This window comes from Maribellus comscasis (genome assembly GCF_009762775.1).
Taxonomy (GTDB): Bacteria; Bacteroidota; Bacteroidia; order Bacteroidales; family Prolixibacteraceae; genus Draconibacterium; species Draconibacterium comscasis.
The window spans coordinates 4,028,073-4,045,907 of the sequence record NZ_CP046401.1; the positions used below are offsets into that span (position 1 = coordinate 4,028,073).

Below are 17,835 nucleotides of genomic sequence, written 5' to 3' on the forward strand. Positions count from 1 at the left end.
ATTTTATAAAACACCGATTTTTTGTATATTTGGGCGACTTAAAAGAAAAATCAAGAAAAATATTGCTCTTGTTCATGTCTTCGGTGGAGGCATATGCGGCTTGCTGACTTAAAATAGTTCTTTAAAATAGTTTATAAATGAAATTTAAATCGTATTCTTTACATAATTTCCGGGAAATACCCCAAATAGAAAATTTATCGGAGGAACAGAAGTTTGATATTGAAGTGGTGGGGACAGTTCTTCCTTTTCGGACAAATAATTACGTAGTTAATAAATTAATAGATTGGAATAATTTTGAAAAAGACCCGTTTTTTATTTTAAATTTTCCGCAGAAGGAAATGCTTGATAAAGATAGTTTTAATCGGGTTGCAACGCTTTTAAAAAACAATATTCCCAAGCCGTTTTTACAAAAGGAAGTAAATAAAATCAGGCTAAAATTAAATCCAAACCCTGCGGGGCAGGAGAGCAATGTTCCGATTTTTGAAGGAAAAAGACTTAACGGAATTCAACACAAATACAGGGAGATAATGTTGTTTTTTCCGTCGCAGGGACAAACTTGCCACGCTTACTGTACATTTTGTTTTAGATGGCCGCAGTTCGCATTAAACGAATTTAAATTTGCGATGAAAGAAGCCGACACAATGATCCAGTACGTTAAAGCAAATCCTGAAATAACTGATATTCTTTTTACCGGCGGTGATCCGGCCGTAATGAAAACCCGGTTTTTTAAACAGTATTTTAATGCACTTCTCGAAGCTGATATTCCCCATTTAAGAAATATCAGGATTGGCACAAAATCTCTTGCCTACTGGCCATACCGTTATACAACCGACGAGGATGCTGACGACTTGCTGCATTTGTTTGAAAAAGTGAAGAAGAAAGGAATCAATATTGCACTGATGGCACATTTTAATCATCCGGGCGAATTGAAAACCAGGGAGGTAAAAAAGGCAGTAAAAAGGTTGATTGGTGCAGGAGTGCAGATTCGCTCCCAATCGCCGCTTCTCAGAAATATTAACGACAGTGCAGAAATTTGGGCCGAAAACTGGAAGGAACAGGTAAAGTTGGGAATAATTCCTTACTACATGTTTGTTGCCCGCGATACCGGTTCACAGGATTATTTTGCTGTGACACTGAATCGTTCGTGGCAAATTTTCAGGAACGCATATAACCAGGTGAGTGGAATTCACCGCACAGTGAAGGGACCGAGTATGTCGTGTAATCCGGGTAAAGTTCAAATTGTAGGAGTTTCTGAAATCAATAATCAAAAAGTGTTTGTTTTAAACTTTCTTCAGGGAAGAGATCCTAGCTGGGTAGGGAAACCATTTTTTGCTAAATTCGATCCCCATGCAATTTGGTTTGATGAACTGGAACCAATTACCGGAGAATCAAAATTCTTTTTTGAAGATTTGTATTACGAAATGCACGCATAGTATTTAAAGCCCGGCAATCCAGTCGGGTTTTTTTATTTTTATCTGGTGAGTTTCAGTAACAAATTCAAGCATTTCATCCATAAAAGAGGTAAAATTATTTTCAAAAAATATAAAATTCTCCCTCAGAATTTCGATGGCTTTTTCTGATTTTGCCGGCAATGAAGTATGGCGGCTCATAATTTCAAGCGTTTTTTGAATTCCTTCGATAGTTGCATACGATTCCAGTCTTTTGTGCTGAATTAAAAAAGGCAGAAAACCCTGCACCCGCTTAGGTAAATGAAAAAAATGCGAAAGTAAAATTGCATGTACTTTTTTTGTAAAGTCCCTTAATACCAGCTGTGAATAGGATGGCCAGTTTCGGGCCAGAAAGTGGTCATAAAAAAGATCGATAACGATACCGGCATGTAATCCGTATTCTGCACGCAAAAGTTGTTTCGCTTCTCTGAATTTAGGATTTGCATCTGTAAAAGAGTCAATTTGACGATGTAGGAGAATACCTTTTTGAATGGGCCCCGGATAATTTATATATTTTTTGCCCTTTACATAGTCTCCTATAAAATTTCCAACAATGACATCCTCTTCTTTGCCGGAGAGATATAAATGTGCCAGATAGTTCATAATCAATAAGTAAACGGCCGGTCACTGTTTTTGTTTTGAATTTCTCTGATTTCTTTTGTAAACGATTTTAATTTTATTAAACATCTTTATGATTTGAAATTTGAATCGTTTTTCAATTATAACTATTTTTGCGCTCTGAAAATTTATTGATGGGAAAAAAGATAGTTGCATTTGGTGAAATAGTTTGGGATTTATTACCTAACGGCAAAGTTTTGGGAGGGACGCCGTCGAATATGGTTTTCAGAAGCAATTCTTTTGGAGAAGAAGGATATTTACTTTCGAGGGTTGGCGACGACAAACTAGGGCACGCGGCCTTAAATAAGTTAAAAGAATTGGGAATATCGGATGAAAATGTTCAGATGGATTCCGCATTTCCCACCGGAACAGTAAACATTACGTTTGACGAAAAAGGTGACCCCAGATACAATGTAACACTCGATGTTGCTTTCGATCATATCGAGTTTTCTGCTGAAGCACTAAAACTGGCACGAAATGCCGACTGCTTGTTTTATGGATTACTTCCGCAACGTTTTGGCCTTTCAAAAAATACAATTCGTGAATTAATAAAAGAGTCGCCTGATTCACTTAAATTTTTTGATTTAAAACTTTTTGAACATTTTTTTGATCTGACGGTAGTAGATTTTCTTCTTCGGAATTCAAATATTGTACGGATAAAAGAAAAGGAAATTGGTTTTCTGGCAGAGAAACTTGACTTGAAGCCAGATAGTCTGGAAGATTTTGGAGCTCTTCTTTTAACAAAATATAAAAAACTGGACCTTGTTCTGGTAACCCGGGGAGAAGGTGGAATCTTTGCTTACAGTAAAAGACAGGGCGCATTCATGATTTCGGGTTACAATATAAAAATGAGAGACAACATTGGTTCCGGCATGGCATTCTCCGCCGGATTTTTACATTATTACCTAAACGGGAAATCAATTGAAGATGCACTGGAGTTTGGAAATGCTGCCGGCGCACTAAATACTTCAAAACGAGGTGCTACAGCCATCTTTAATAAAAAGGATGTGTTGCAGTTTATGGAGAAGAATTCTAAAAGAGAACCAGGTTTATAATAGATTTTTCCCACTTAAACAATACTTTTAAACATCTGATTTTTAGAAACCTCTAACTTCCTTTTTATGTTTAAATGAGAAGGAGGGATGTCATTTTTTATTTCCCCTCCCAAATAACAGAAGTGACATGAAAACAACAGCAAAACAAATTATGGGCGAACTTTTAAACAGATTGTGGGAGAAATATCTGGAAAGAGTGTCTTATGCAAAAATATATGCAGAACTGGTGAGTAAAAAAGGAGGTAAGGTTGTTAATGATCACATCGCCTTTCGAACATTCAATACACACACCGGGGAACAACCGGAAGGCATCAGGGCAATAAAACACATTATTGAAACGCTGGAATACAAACCGGTTGAAAAATATGTCTTTAAGAAGAAAAAACTAAAGGCCACTCATTTTGAGCATGCCGATGAGTTATTTCCCAAAATTTTTGTTAGCCAGTTAGAAGTGGAACAGCTTCCGCAATGGGCGCAGAACACAATCAATCAAACAGTAAAGGATACGCCCTATTTGCTTTCTGATGAGGCGATTGAATTACTCGGAATTCTCAGGACTGAGAAAACATTGACACATGAAGCATCGAAGTTTTTGATTGACGATCTGGTCAATTATTTTCGTCGTCCGTGGTCAATACCTTTCAAAGACGATGTATTAAAAATTAACGATGTTTCGCAATATGCCGCATGGACGTTATTGCACGGGAATTCGGTGAATCATTTTACCGCTTATATTAATTTTCAGGAGGTAAAGGAATGGCCCGATCTGGAGACTACCTGCAAAGGATTAAAAGATGCGGGTATCCCCATGAAGGATACTATTGAGGGGCAAAAAGGAAGTAAACTGCAGCAATCGACAACACAAGCTGTAAAAGAGGAGGTTGAAGTAAGAACCGCCAGCGGTGTTGAGTTGATTGACTGGACCTATGCCTATTACGAACTCGCCCAGCGGGACTTTATTGAAGAGAATGGCAAAATAAAACTTTTCTCGGGTTTTTTGGGGGAACAGGCAACACATTTGTTTGATATGACCAAAACCCGCGATAATTAATATTTTTCGGGTACATATGTCATCTCATCCAGAGGCGGGCGAACATATCCTTTTGTTTCTTTTCTTGGTGGAAGCTCAAAAGAATCCGGCGTTAAATCTTCATACGGAATCATTGACAACAGATGATGAATACAATTTAAACGGGCTCGTTTTTTATTGTCAGCATCAACCATATACCACGGGCTGATTTTTGTGTCGGTATACGCAAACATCTCATCCTTAGCCTTTGAATATTCTTCATACATTTCCCGTGATTTCAAATCCATCGGGCTAAGCTTCCAGCGTTTTGTCGGGTCTTTTATTCTTGAAAGAAAACGTTTTTCCTGCTCTTCCTCACTCACCGAAAACCAATATTTTATCAAAATAATTCCCGAACGGATAAGCATTCTTTCAAAATTCGGGCAGGCACGTAAAAAATCCCAATATTCATCGTTGGTACAAAATCCCATTACTTTTTCAACTCCGGCCCGGTTGTACCAGCTTCGGTCAAACAAAACCATTTCTCCGGCAGCAGGTAAATGAGCAACATACCGCTGAAAGTACCACTGCGTTTTTTCTTTTTCAGTAGGCGTTCCCAGTGCAACAACTCTGCAAATTCTGGGGTTCAACGATTGAATGATCCTTTTTATGGTTCCGCCTTTTCCTGCAGCGTCGCGTCCTTCAAAAATAACTACAACCTTTAGCCCCTTGTGTTTTATCCACTCCTGGAGTTTTACCAGTTCAATCTGCATTTTATTTAACTCCTGTTCATAGATTCTTTTGGAAATTTTCCTGTTTGTGGTTTGTGCTTCAGAATTTTCCATAACGACAGATTTTGATGGAACGGTGAATGATTTTTTTAAAAGTAGTAAAAAATCATTTAAATCTTATTGCATTCGTTTTATTAAACCAGAATGTAGGCTCCAAATTGCGCTTCATTTGTTGCCTCGGTTAAAGCAAAAAAACCAGACTTGATTTTTTTTGATGTTATTTTTAAACGATGTTTTTTTTCCATCTCAGTTTTGAATGAATAAAAACTTTTTCCCGGTTGGTAGTAAGTTCTGAAAATACCCTTCTCTCCGGGGTAAATCAGTTTTTCAAGGTAAAGCGAAAGAAACCCCATATTTTGGCGCACATTAATTTCAAGACAAGGGTTTATTTTTAGTTGCTCCTTTTTGTCTCTGAATAGTAACGTGTCGACACCAAAATTACCTTCGTAAAGTTGGCTTAGTTTACTGTTCTCAAGAATATTAATAAGCGGTTCAATAATAATTTCAGGAATTTCTGTTATAAAATTTTTGATTTCTTTTGAATAGGCATCGGGTAATCCGTTCAGAAGGTTGCCCTGATATTGTCCCTTTTGATCTGTCAGGAAATTACTGATCCCCAGAAAAGAAACTTTCCCTTTTTTTACCTCAAACTGCAGCGCCATGTCAGCAACTTTGTCGAGGTAAGGTTCAACCAGTGTAAAGCCCTGATCGTTTACGATACCCATTAATTTTTCCCAAACTTTTTCGTGAACAGGTGTTTTCGTGATGGGTTGTAAGCCACGGCCGGAACTGCTCCACGGAGCTTTCACCATCAATCTGCCCCATCGTGAAATTAGTCTTTCAATTTCTTCCCTGGTTCTACAAATTTCCGGAAAAAGCTCTTCCTCAATAAATAAATCGGATTTAACCGCAGAGACCAATTGTTTTAAAATTTGAAGTGCAAATCCTTTTGAATACAGTTTTCGGTGTTCCGGGTGCCAGTTTGAAGCCGGAGATTGATTGAATTCTTCCGAACAGAAGGCTTTTAGCGGAGATAATAATTTGTGCGCAGCCGGACTCCATCCCCAGGGACTAAGCTTGTTAAAGGTTTCTTTTTTTGATTTGTCTGAATTCAGAATTTTTTTTCTCAAAACAAATTGAGGAAGTAAAATATCAACTTTACCCAACTGTTCAATAAATTCATCTGATGGGAGCTTGTCAACTAAAATCAAATCCGTTGATTGGGCATAAAACATTGGCAGAGTTGCCAAATCTGATTCCATCTTTTGTAAAATCCGGTTGGGGTGCCACGATGCATTTCCGTTTGCCACAGCATATTCGCATGTTGGATTAAAAAGATATACATCAGGATATTTCATTTCAATTGCCGGTTTTGTCAGTGACTATTTTCGGGTTTTTAAAACGCCGGCCTGGGCAAGTGTCATTATCAGCACACCAAAAACTGTAATTAATCCACCAGCCAACTGATGAGACAGTGGAATGGTTTTAAAAAATAAATAAGCGCCAATTAACACAAAAATGCCTTTTAAGCTTTGAACCACCGACGAACGCGAAGCGTCAATAAAATGAAATGAATAATAAACAGTTAACACAGCCAGAAAGGGACCAAGAACTGCGCCGATAGCAATATTTTTTAGTGCTGAAACGGGAATGGCAAATGATTGTCGGGTTACAACAAATACTACAATTGAAAACGTAAAAAGCCAAACCGTTCTGTTCAGATTAATAAACTCGGGGCTTAACTTTTTTACATGAACCTTAACAACAAGACTGGCTGTGGCTGCAAGTAAGGCATTCACAAAAACAATTCCCGTTCCGGCTATAAAAAAAGTTTTTAGCGTTGTTCCTCCCGTGTAACTGATAACAAAAGCTCCGCTTAGCGCTAAAACAGCACCGATAATTTCAATCCATCCAAATTTTTCTTTAAGTAGAAAAATGCCGCCGAGTGTTAGAAAAACCGGATACATATTTCCGAGGAAGGATGTAACAGCAGGATCAGGGATAATATTGATGGAAACAAAAAAAGTTGTCGTGGTGAGGATTTCAAGAATTCCAAGGATAACCAGAACCCGGATTTGTTTTTTACTGAGGGTTCTGATTTGCGAAAGCTTTTTATTTTTTGCTGCCATTAAAAAATTTAAAAAAGTTCCGATGGCAAACCAGTAGATTCCGAATTGTGCCAAATGTACCTCGTTTAAAGCAGCTTTACTAAAAATATAAACGTTGGAAAAGGCAAGCGTGGCAACCAATGCAAAAAAATAGCCCTTTAAAGTTTCCGATTTCATAAATATCTTTCAAAAGAATTCGAAGCAAAAATACAAAAATGGAATTGAACAGTTTGATTGCGTTGGAGAATAAATTTTCTAATCTTTTGGTACATTTGAGCTTACTAAATACGCATAGAATGTCAAAAAACAGCGGATATTAATTATCATTCTTATCCCGTCTGGGGACTGTTTATATTTGCAGGTCTGTTTGTAAAACTTCAGCACTGGCCGGTGCTTGTTTCTAAAATTGCTTTGGTTTTGGGTTCCCTCGTAACGGTTTCGGCAGCTGGTCTGATCCTCAAATTTTCAAAATGAAATAAATTTAAGCTGATTTAATTTCGCGGTTCTTAATGGTAGATTAAGATTGAATGAGGAACGATCGACAATCTTTTTAAACAATTATCTTTGTAGTTTAACAAGTATAAATTTGCTGAAATTATTTAAAAACAAGAAATTAAGATATGTTGCCAAAAATTAATCCGACTACAACTGAAGCCTGGAAAAAACTCGAAGATTATTTTGCCGGGTTCAAATCAACTCAAATTAAAGAGCTTTTTGCAGATGATACTGAGCGTTTTCAAAAATATTCATTAAAATTCGAGAATATTTTGGTTGATGTTTCCAAAAACCGCGTAGATGATACCGTCCGTTCTCTTTTGGTGGAACTGGCTACCGAATGCGGATTGAAAGAGTCCATCGGAAGTATGTTTTCCGGCGAAAAAATAAATGCCACAGAAAACCGTGCAGTTTTGCACGTTGCACTTCGAAACAGAAGCAATTCACCAATTATGGTTGACGGTCAAGATGTGATGCCTGAAGTAAATGCTGTTTTGGAACAAATGAAAACTTTTTCGGAAGAAATTATTTCCGGAAAATGGAAAGGTTACACGGGAAAATCGATTACTGATGTTGTAAATATAGGAATCGGTGGTTCTGATCTTGGTCCGTTGATGGTTACCGAGGCTTTGAAACCGTATAAAAATCATTTGAATTTGCATTTTGTTTCCAACGTTGACGGAACACACATTGCGGAAACATTAAAAAAAGTTGATCCGGAGACTACCTTGTTTATTGTAGCTTCAAAAACATTTACTACACAGGAAACCATGACCAATGCAAACTCAGCAAAAAATTGGTTTCTGGACTCAGCCGAAGAGATAACTCAAGTCGCCAAACATTTTGTTGCCGTTTCTACCAATGCGGAAGAAGTTGCCAAATTTGGAATTGACACAAAAAATATGTTTCGTTTCTGGAATTGGGTAGGTGGCCGTTATTCACTGTGGTCGGCTATCGGTCTTTCCATTGTTTTGGGAATTGGCTATGAAAATTACATTGAGCTTTTGAAAGGTGCTCATGCGATGGATAATCATTTTAAAGAAGCGCCTTTTGATAAAAATATTCCCGTAATTCTGGCACTGATTGGGATTTGGTACAATAATTTTTACGGAGCCGAAAGTGAAGCCATTCTTCCGTACGACCAGTATATGCACCGTTTTGCCGCTTATTTCCAACAGGGAAATATGGAAAGTAACGGAAAATATGTTGACCGCGAAGGAAAACAGGTAAGCTACCAAACCGGCCCGATTATTTGGGGAGAACCCGGAACAAACGGACAACACGCTTTTTACCAGCTCATTCATCAGGGAACGAAGTTGATTCCCTGTGATTTTATAGCTGCGGCAATCAATCACAACCAGGTTAGCGATCATCATCCAAAATTATTGGCTAACTTTTTTGCACAAACTGAAGCTATGATGGTTGGAAAAACTGAAAAACAAGTGATTGAAGAATTGATTGCAGATGGAAAATCGGAAGCTGAAATTGCGGAACTACTTCCGTTCAAAGTTTTCCTTGGAAATATTCCTACCAATTCATTCCTGGTTAAAAAATTAACTCCACGAACATTGGGGGCATTAATTGCGATGTACGAACATAAAATATTTGTACAAGGTGTTATCTGGAATATATACAGTTTCGACCAGTGGGGTGTTCAATTGGGCAAGCAACTTGCCAACCGTATTTTGCCGGAATTATTAAGTGACGACCCGGTTATCGGGCACGATTCATCGACTAACGGGTTGATAAATGCCTACAAAGAAATGAGATAAGATATGTGAGCTTTATTTAGGAAAAGGGTGATGATTTTTGAAATTGCCGCCCTTTTTTATTCTGTTTCTGTTACTGATTTTAGAATCTCAATTATTTTTTCATTTTTTACTATCTGTAAACCCAGTCTGTCAAAGCAAACTCCCGTCGTAATTTTGTAATCGTAAACAGGAGTTTCATTCTCAAGTTTTGAATTAAAATAGCGGTACAAGACCGTATCAAGATGTTCTATTTCATTGGCAATTTCAGAGATGTGGGTGGAAATGCAAAAGAACGACTTTTGAATTTTTGCAAACGAGAGTATTATTAAAAGAGACGCATCAAACGCATCTTTTACGTTCGTTCCTCTGAATAGTTCATCAAAAATTACAAACACCTTCTTTTTATCTTTAATCACTTGCGCTGTTTCTTTTACACGTTTTACTTCGCTGTAAAAATGACTGTAGCCTTTTCCAATATTATCCGAGAGATTGATGGTTGTGATAATCCCGTTAAAAACTGTGGTTTTGTATGTTTTTGCAGGAACAGGAAAACCGAGATGTGAAAGATAGACTGACAAGCCGAGCGATTTTAGGAAAGTTGATTTTCCCGCCATATTAGGCCCTGTCAGAAAACAAAGATTATTTTTTTCTTCAGTGTCAAAATCGTAAGGAACAGCGTTTTCAACCAAAGGGTGGTAAAGACCGGAAATTGAAAGCAGTGGTTTTTCTTCTTCCAAGTATTCAGGGAATGTAAAATTTTTATTTTTGGCTGTGTTCGCAACAGATATTAACACATCGAGTAGATACAAGGATTGAAGCATTTCCTGAATTTCATCTTTTAAATTTTTTCTAAACATGTTGTCAAGGCGGCCCAATTGCAGCGGTGTTATTTTTATTTTGTAACCAGAGTATTTTTTTATTTTCGGGTTTTTAGTCAGTGTCTCAATCTGGTTAAAAATTGATACAATTTGGAGTGGTAGTGTTTCTGTCTCAACTTCAAATATTTTCTTTTGAAGATGAGTAAACAGGTACAATAAATTTTGAACACCCAGCATGATAATGTAATAGTGGTTGCTGGGCTTTATTTTATAAGACAAATTTTGAAGCAGGGCGTCAAGAAAATTATTCTTCAGAGGAGCAATATTTAACCGAAGATAATGCTCGATATATTCAAACTGGCTGTGATTTATTTTAAGTTCAAAGTTGGTGTCGTAACAAAAACGGATTGCATTGACTCTTTCTTTTAGCTGGTTTAAATCGTTTAGCGGAGAACGCATTAGTTTATGTAAGACCTTTCTTCCTCCGGCAGTTTTACAGGAATTGTACAGTTCAAAAATGTAGGTTCTGCTTTTGTCCTTTCCGAATAATTCAAGGTCACTGATGGTTTGGCTGTCAACTTCAAAACTCATATCGGTTGTTTTAATACGACGTATGGCGGATTATTTTTCTAAAAATAGAAATAAGAATTCACTTGTCTGTATAACAAGACGTTAATAAAAACAAAAAGATGACAAAAACAGCTGCGTTAATGATTGATATCGGTTTTTTAACTGAGTTGATGAGTTAATTTCTCCATCTCGCGTTTTGGAGAAGCATTTTCATAAAGAATTTTAAATACCATGTCAGAAATGGGCATGTGTGCTCTGTATTTCCTGTTAATTTCATAAATAGAGCGTGAAGCATAGTAGCCCTCAGCGATCATGTTCATATCCAGAATCGCGTTTTTTACAGAGTAGCCTTTACCAATCATGGTTCCAAAAGTCCTGTTTCGGCTAAATTGTGAATAAACAGTTACCATCAAATCGCCTAAATATGCAGAGTCTTTTATGTCGCGCGAAATAGGGTGAACAGCATCTACAAATCGTTTAATTTCCTGAATAGAGTTGGCCACCATCGCTGCCTGGAAATTGTCTCCGTAACGTAAGCCGTGTGCAATTCCCGCACCTATGGCAATTATGTTTTTTATAACTGATGCGTATTCCGTTCCCCAGATATCATCAGAAACCGATGTGAAAATGTATTCACTTCGAATGAGTTGTGCAAAATTGCTTGCTTTTTCTTCATCTAAACTTGCAACGGTTAAATAGGATAATTTTTCCAATGCTACTTCTTCCGCATGACATGGCCCTGCAATAACACCCATTTTCTCCAGAGTTACATTAAAATATTTATTTAAATATTCTACCACAAGATAATTTTCCCGGGAAACAATTCCTTTAATTCCTGAAAGAATGTATTTTTTGCTTATATCGACCGAAGTGCCGCCAAAAATTTGTGGTAAAAATGCAGAAGGAATGGCCAATACCAGAATGTCGGATGCTTTAATAATTTCATTTATATTGCTAAAAAAATGAATCCGGTCAGTTTCGAACGCTGCACTTTGAAGATATCTGGGATTATTTCCCTGTTTTTTGAACTGTTTAATGGTTTCTTCTTTTCGGAAAAACCAATTGATTTCTTTAACATTTTCAAGCAACATTTTTGCTATTGCTGTAGCCCAACTTCCGCTTCCAATTACAGCAACTTTGTCTCGTTTTATATTCATTCTTTATGAGTTTCGGCGGGCAAAAGTAAAAAGTTTATCAGGAATCAGGCAAAGAATTTTAAATAGGATATGTTTTTCATTTTTATATTATTGATTGAAAAGCTGTCGGTAAATTGTTTTGAAGATGCTGTAAAATATTCCTTGAGTTTGCTTTTAAAGTTGTAAATTCAGGAGCAATTATTATTTACAGGATTTCTAATTAAACCTAATTTTATGCAAAAATATATTCTTTCGCTCGATGCCGGAACAACCAGCAGCCGGGCCATTTTATTTAATCATTCAGGCGAAATCGTTAATGTTGCCCAGCAGGAATTTGAACAGATTTATCCGCAGGCAGGTTGGGTGGAACATAACCCTGAAACCATTTGGGAAACACAACTGAAGGTAGCAAGAGAAGTTATTCAAAAACAGGGAATTTTAGCTGCTGAAATTGCAGGGATAGGAATCACAAACCAACGTGAGACTGCTATTGTCTGGAATCGGGAAACCGGCAAACCTGTTTACAATGCGATTGTGTGGCAAGACAGAAGGACTTCCGGAATATGTGACAATTTGAAGGCAAAAGGACTGGAGCCATTGATAGCCGCAAAAACAGGGCTGGTCATTGATGCTTATTTTTCAGGTACAAAAATAAAATGGATTCTTGACAATGTGGAGGGCGCCCGCGACCTTGCAAAACAGGGGAAACTTGCGTTTGGGACGGTGGACACCTGGCTTATCTGGAAATTGACTGGAGGAGATCTTCATGTGACCGATGTAACCAATGCCAGCCGAACTTTAATCTACAATATTCACGACTTAAAGTGGGATCAGGGATTGCTCGAAATTCTTGATATTCCTGCGGGAATTCTTCCTGAAGTAAAACCAAGTAGCGAGGTTTACGGAAATACATCTGTTGAGATCTTTGGCAAAGAAATCCCAATTGCCGGGATTGCGGGCGACCAGCAGGCAGCTTTATTTGGCCAGATGTGTGTCGAAAAGGGTATGGTAAAAAATACTTACGGAACCGGTTGTTTTGTGGTAATGAATACGGGCGAAAAACCGATTGTATCAAAACATAAATTGTTAACGACCATTGGCTGGCAAATTGGCGATAAAGTTACTTATGCACTTGAAGGTAGCATTTTTATTGGCGGTGCAGTAGTGCAATGGTTACGCGATCAGCTTGGGATTATTAAGTCTTCATCCGAGATTGAAGCTCTTGCCCGAGAAGTGGACGATAATGGAGGAGTATCGTTCGTACAGGGATTTGTTGGTCTGGGGGCACCACATTGGGATCAGTATGCGACTGGAGCAATAATTGGGTTAAGCCGTGGAACAGGAAAGGCTCACATAGCCCGCGCTGCTCTTGAAGCCATTGCATTCAGGTCAATGGAAGTGATTGAGACCATGGTAAAAGATTCAGAAATAGAATTAAATGAGCTCCGTGTAGATGGAGGAGCTGCCGTGAATGATTTATTGATGCAAATTCAGAGCGATTCGATCGATACAAAAGTTGTTCGGCCTAAAGTTACGGAAACTACGGCACTGGGAGCTGCGTATCTGGCAGGATTGGCTACGGGGTTCTGGAACAGCATTGATGAGGTAAAAAAACAATGGCAGGTAGATAAAATTTTTGAGCCGGTTGAGGATAAGACGATAATAAAAAGAGTTATAAAAAATTGGTCAAAAGCGGTTGAGCGTAGTAAAAAATGGTACGAAACACATTAATTGGTAATCTAATCCACCCAAAGAATTGAAGATGAAAAGAGAAAAAATTTTAAAAAAAATAAAAAAGAGTTCCTGGGATATTGTAATAATCGGAGGAGGGGCCACCGGACTGGGTTGCGCAGTTGACTCAGCTTCCAGGGGATATAAAACTTTGTTGCTGGAACAGGTAGATTTTGCAAAAGGTACATCCAGCAGAAGTACAAAATTGGTTCATGGAGGTGTTCGTTACCTTCAACAGGGGGATGTTTCTTTGGTTTTTGAAGCCCTAAAAGAGCGTGGTTTGATGTTCAAAAACGCACCACATTTGGTTACTAACCAGTCTTTTGTTATTCCAACTTACGATTGGTGGGGTGGCCCGTTTTACACGGTCGGATTAAAAGTGTATGATCTGATGGCCGGTAAGCTCGGGCTGGGGCCGTCTAAACACCTTTCGCTCGAAGAAGCAGTCAAAGCTCTCCCAACGGTGGAACAAGAGGGGCTAAAAGGAGGAGTTATTTATCAGGACGGACAGTTTGATGACTCAAGAATGGCCATAAGTCTGGCGCAAACCTGTATTGATTATGGCGGCACAGTTTTAAACTATTGCAAGGTTACAGAACTGGTTAAAGATGGCGAACTGATTTCGGGTGTTGTAGCGGTTGACCAGGAAAGTGGAGAGGAGATGAAGATACAGGCAAAAGTAGTAATCAACGCGACCGGGGTTTTTGCCGATGAAATTATTCAGATGGATGAACCCGAAAAAAAGGATATGATTACACCGAGTCAGGGAATTCACTTGATTCTCGATAAAGAGTTTTTACCTAACAATTATGCAATCATGGTTCCGCATACATCTGATGGAAGAGTGATGTTTGCTGTCCCCTGGCATAATCATGTGGTCGTTGGTACCACTGATACGCTTGTTGAGAATCATTCTCTTGAACCGGTTGCACTTGAGTCAGAGGTCGATTTTGTTTTGGAAACGGCAGGACAGTATCTGGTAAAACAGCCAACACGGAAAGATGTATTGAGTGTGTTTGCCGGATTACGACCGCTGGCAAAGCCTGACGGAGAGAAAAAAGCAACCAAGGAAATTTCTCGTGGCCACAAAATTCTGATTTCGGTTTCAGGATTAATCACTATTATCGGCGGGAAATGGACGACTTACAGAAAAATGGCTGAAGATACAATTGAAAAAGCAATTATGCTGGGAGGTTTGCCGGAGAGAGAATGTGTAACACGGCATTTGCCCATTCACGGGTACCGAATGGACATCGATCCGTATAACGATCCGCTTTCTCCATACGGTTTGGAAAAAGAAGAAGTTATTGCTTTGGGGGAAGAGGAAAAAACCTGGAGCGGATGGCTGAGCGAAAAATTGCAGATTTTAAAATCGCAGGTTGTGTGGGCGGTACAAAAAGAATTGGCAAGAACAGTAGAAGATGTGCTCGCACGCCGCACTCGTGCATTGTTTTTAGACGCCCGTGAAAGTATCCGGATTGCCCCGGAAGTAGCTCAATTAATGGCGAAGGAACTCAATCGTGACGAGAAATGGATTGCTGACCAAATACAAGTTTATAAAGCAGTGGCAGAGAACTATTATTTTAAAGACTAAGATAAAAACCAATAAATTATGACAGAATTTTTTGGAGAATTCCTGGGCACATTTATTCTGATTCTTTTGGGAAATGGAGTTGTAGCCAACGTAAATCTCGATAAAACACACAGCAAAGGAGCGGGTTGGATTGTAATAACAGCAGGCTGGGGAATGGCTGTATATGTAGCCGTGCTGGCTACTGCCGATATCAGCGGCGCTCACTTAAATCCCGCCGTAACACTGGGACTGGCATTTAGTGGCCTGTTCGAATGGGTAAAAGTACTCCCGTTTATTCTTGCTCAAATTTTGGGAGCAATGTTTGGCGCTACTGTGGTTTATCTGTTTTTTAAAAATCATTTTGATATTACGACCGAGCCAGGGGCAAAAAAAGCGTGTTTTTGTACCGCACCTGCTATACGAAGTTATGGGAGTAATTTTTTTTCTGAAGTGATCGGAACCTTTGTACTTGTGCTGGCTGTTTTGCTCATAACTCTGCCTCAGCTTGACTACGTGAGTTTGGGAAGCGATAAAGTGGGAATGGGATCGCTGGGGGCGTTGCCGGTTGCTTTGGTGGTTTTTTCCATCGGTATGAGTTTAGGCGGAACTACCGGATATGCAATTAATCCGGCGCGTGATTTTGGCCCGAGGATAGTTCATACTTTATTGCCGCTCAAAGCAAAAGATGACAACGACTGGAGTTATTTTTGGGTTCCGTTTTTTGGGCCTGTTGCCGGGGCAGGATTGGCTGCTTTGGTTTATTTAATTATCAATCTTATGATAAACTAAAACATATTCTGCTATTTTTGGGTTTAATAAAAAAGAAACTAATACTTACGAACATGGAAAATAAAATTAGTGACAGCTCAATTCGCCTGCGTGAGATGATTGAGAAAGCAATCGAGGACCATAAAATTACACGCGATGAATATGATAAAATTATTCATATCGCAACCGAAGATGGTCATATCGACAGACACGAACAGGCCTTGCTGAGCGAACTACAGCAAATGATTGAAGACAAGATGGTCAAATTTGTGATGAAATAGATTTTGAAATTGAATAGTAGAAAAGGATTTCTGGGTTACAGAAGTCCTTTTTATTTGTTTGGTTTTAGTACAAATTTTTCGTATTTGCTTCCGTCTGCCACAGCTTCAATTACTGTTGGTCCGGTGGCTTGAAAAGCCTGTTGAAGCGCATTTTTATATTCTTTTTGATTGCTCGCACGAATCACCGGAACGCCAAAATAATGATTGGTCGCTTCTTCTGAAAGCATGTCGAGCGGAGTTCCGTAATCACTTCTAAAATTTTTCTTTTCTTGTTTTATTTTGATGAGCGACAAGCTGTTGTCATAAATTACGATAAATACAATTTTTAAATTGAGTCGTTTGGCAGTAGCAAGCTCGCCTACGTTCATCAGAAAACCTCCATCTCCGGTTAGGCAGGCAACTTCCAATTCCGGATGACAAAGTTTTGCAGCCAATGCGGCCGGAATGCCAAATCCCATCGATGACCAGCCGTTGGTCATAAGTAATTTTTCAGGAGAAGGCGTTTGCCACATTTGGCCAATCAAATGTAAATGCGCGCCCACATCAACTGTTAAAATTCCATTTTTAGGAAGCGTATTTTGTAATTCAGCTACAATATTTAGCGGCCCAAAATGATTGGGTTGAGGCGTGAATTCATGAAAAAGTATGTTTTTCCGAATTTGAATATTTTTCAGATTCCATGTGTTTTGAATCTGTTTACTATTTAAAAATTGAGGGATTGACGTTTTAAGTTCACCCAGAATATTTACCACTTTGCTGATTTGAGTTTTATCAACATCAGCCTCTTTTTCATCAAGATGAATTAGCGGGACCTTGGGCATCCAGTCTTCATAATTAAATTCTACCGGATCGTAACCAATTCCAATAACGAGGTCGGCCTGTTGGTAGGTTAACGCAACTTTATCGGATAAAGCATGAAAAAGAACTCCTGTATACAGTGGATGTTTTTCCGGAAACATTCCCTTTGCCATCGGAGTCAACACAACCGGAAGCTGAAATTTTTCTGTGAGTTGTGTCAGCAGCGATTTTATGTCAGCACGGACAGCACTTAGCCCAACTGCAAGAATTGGTTTCTCGGCGTTTAAAAACAATGTCTTTGCCTCCCGTAGCGATTCGTCCTGTGAATTTTGAGAAAGATCTTTTTTTAGCTGAAGATAATTGACATTCACGTCAGTTTCATAAACTTCAGTTTGCCCAATTCCCGCAGGAACGCCAACATGTACCGGCCCCGGATATTCAGAAACGGCGATTCCGGCAGCCTTCAAAATAATTTCCCGAACATTTTCAGCAGTAAAACGAGTGGTAAGTTTAGTAATTGGTTTAAAAAGTTGTTGGTGATCGATATTCATCTGAACAGTTCGGGGAAGCAGATTTTCAGGCATTTCATCGGTGAACGCAATCATTGGAAAACGATCGAGAAATGCACCTCCCACTCCAGTACTCAAATTGGTAGCTCCCGGTCCGAACGTGCCAAAACACACACCCGGAACTCCTGTTAACCGGCCAACTACACCGGCCATAAATGCAGCAGTAGTTTCGTGCCCAACCAAAATAAAATCGATATTTTCTTCTTCGCGGAGCGCTTCAATATAGTCAATCATATTTCCGCTGGGAACGCCAAAAACATATCGAACTCCGATTTCTTTTAAAGTTTGTGCAAATTGCCGGGCAACCGTCGCCATA

Annotated in this window: 15 protein-coding genes; 8 read left to right on the top strand and 7 right to left on the bottom strand. The window is 38.8% G+C overall.

The window, feature by feature from the left end; translation table 11 throughout:
* Positions 1 to 137: 137 nt before the first annotated feature.
* A complete protein-coding gene (locus tag GM418_RS15900) occupies positions 138 to 1,433 on the top strand; it encodes a KamA family radical SAM protein (protein ID WP_158868041.1) in 1,296 nt (431 codons plus the stop codon).
* 3 nt (positions 1,434 to 1,436) lie between these two features.
* On the opposite strand, the gene GM418_RS15905 is transcribed toward GM418_RS15900, so the two are convergent.
* On the bottom strand, positions 1,437 to 2,051 hold the full coding sequence (locus GM418_RS15905) for an acyl carrier protein phosphodiesterase (protein WP_158868043.1): 615 nt from the start codon (positions 2,049 to 2,051) through the stop codon (positions 1,437 to 1,439).
* Positions 2,052 to 2,200: 149 nt separating this feature from the next.
* Here GM418_RS15905 and GM418_RS15910 point away from each other — a divergent pair, with 149 nt between their 5' ends.
* Both GM418_RS15910 and GM418_RS15915 read left to right on the top strand, forming a co-directional pair.
* Entirely contained in the window at positions 2,201 to 3,121 is a 921-nt protein-coding gene (locus GM418_RS15910) for a carbohydrate kinase family protein (protein WP_158868045.1), read from the top strand.
* Positions 3,122 to 3,248: 127 nt separating this feature from the next.
* Positions 3,249 to 4,172 (top strand): DUF1338 domain-containing protein, encoded by a 924-nt coding sequence (locus GM418_RS15915; RefSeq protein WP_158868047.1) that lies wholly within the window; start codon positions 3,249 to 3,251, stop codon positions 4,170 to 4,172.
* Here GM418_RS15915 and ppk2 read toward each other — a convergent pair.
* From ppk2 to GM418_RS15930, 3 genes are all read right to left on the bottom strand, one after another.
* Entirely contained in the window at positions 4,169 to 4,975 is an 807-nt protein-coding gene (ppk2, locus tag GM418_RS15920) for a polyphosphate kinase 2 (RefSeq protein WP_158868049.1), read from the bottom strand. The genes GM418_RS15915 and ppk2 overlap by 4 nt on opposite strands.
* Positions 4,976 to 5,055: 80 nt before the next feature.
* Positions 5,056 to 6,279 (bottom strand): hypothetical protein, encoded by a 1,224-nt coding sequence (locus GM418_RS15925; protein ID WP_158868051.1) that lies wholly within the window; start codon positions 6,277 to 6,279, stop codon positions 5,056 to 5,058.
* Positions 6,280 to 6,303: 24 nt separating this feature from the next.
* On the bottom strand, positions 6,304 to 7,206 hold the full coding sequence (locus GM418_RS15930; protein ID WP_158868053.1) for a DMT family transporter: 903 nt from the start codon (positions 7,204 to 7,206) through the stop codon (positions 6,304 to 6,306).
* 443 nt (positions 7,207 to 7,649) lie between these two features.
* Here GM418_RS15930 and pgi point away from each other — a divergent pair, with 443 nt between their 5' ends.
* Positions 7,650 to 9,296 (top strand): glucose-6-phosphate isomerase, encoded by a 1,647-nt coding sequence (gene pgi / locus GM418_RS15935; RefSeq protein ID WP_158868055.1) that lies wholly within the window; start codon positions 7,650 to 7,652, stop codon positions 9,294 to 9,296.
* A gap of 56 nt (positions 9,297 to 9,352) precedes the next feature.
* On the opposite strand, the gene GM418_RS15940 is transcribed toward pgi, so the two are convergent.
* Complete coding sequence (locus tag GM418_RS15940; RefSeq protein WP_158868057.1) at positions 9,353 to 10,684, bottom strand: MutS-related protein; 1,332 nt, start codon at positions 10,682 to 10,684, stop codon at positions 9,353 to 9,355.
* A 137-nt stretch (positions 10,685 to 10,821) separates the two neighbouring features.
* Positions 10,822 to 11,820, bottom strand: a complete 999-nt coding sequence (locus GM418_RS15945; protein ID WP_158868059.1) for an NAD(P)H-dependent glycerol-3-phosphate dehydrogenase — start codon at positions 11,818 to 11,820, stop codon at positions 10,822 to 10,824.
* A 213-nt stretch (positions 11,821 to 12,033) separates the two neighbouring features.
* Here GM418_RS15945 and glpK point away from each other — a divergent pair, with 213 nt between their 5' ends.
* From glpK to GM418_RS15965, 4 genes are all read left to right on the top strand, one after another.
* Positions 12,034 to 13,530, top strand: coding sequence for a glycerol kinase GlpK (gene glpK / locus GM418_RS15950; RefSeq protein ID WP_158868061.1), 1,497 nt, complete (start codon positions 12,034 to 12,036; stop codon positions 13,528 to 13,530).
* 31 nt (positions 13,531 to 13,561) lie between these two features.
* Complete coding sequence (locus tag GM418_RS15955) at positions 13,562 to 15,124, top strand: glycerol-3-phosphate dehydrogenase/oxidase (protein ID WP_158868063.1); 1,563 nt, start codon at positions 13,562 to 13,564, stop codon at positions 15,122 to 15,124.
* 18 nt (positions 15,125 to 15,142) lie between these two features.
* Positions 15,143 to 15,892 (top strand): MIP/aquaporin family protein, encoded by a 750-nt coding sequence (locus GM418_RS15960; protein ID WP_158868065.1) that lies wholly within the window; start codon positions 15,143 to 15,145, stop codon positions 15,890 to 15,892.
* Between the two features lie 95 nt (positions 15,893 to 15,987).
* Positions 15,988 to 16,152: a hypothetical protein gene (locus tag GM418_RS15965; protein ID WP_158868067.1), complete on the top strand. Its 165-nt coding sequence runs from the start codon at positions 15,988 to 15,990 to the stop codon at positions 16,150 to 16,152.
* A gap of 50 nt (positions 16,153 to 16,202) precedes the next feature.
* Here the strand turns inward: GM418_RS15965 and GM418_RS15970 are convergent, their stop codons facing one another.
* Positions 16,203 to 17,834 (bottom strand): thiamine pyrophosphate-binding protein, encoded by a 1,632-nt coding sequence (locus tag GM418_RS15970; RefSeq protein WP_158868069.1) that lies wholly within the window; start codon positions 17,832 to 17,834, stop codon positions 16,203 to 16,205.
* Between the last annotated feature and the right edge of the window lies 1 nt (position 17,835).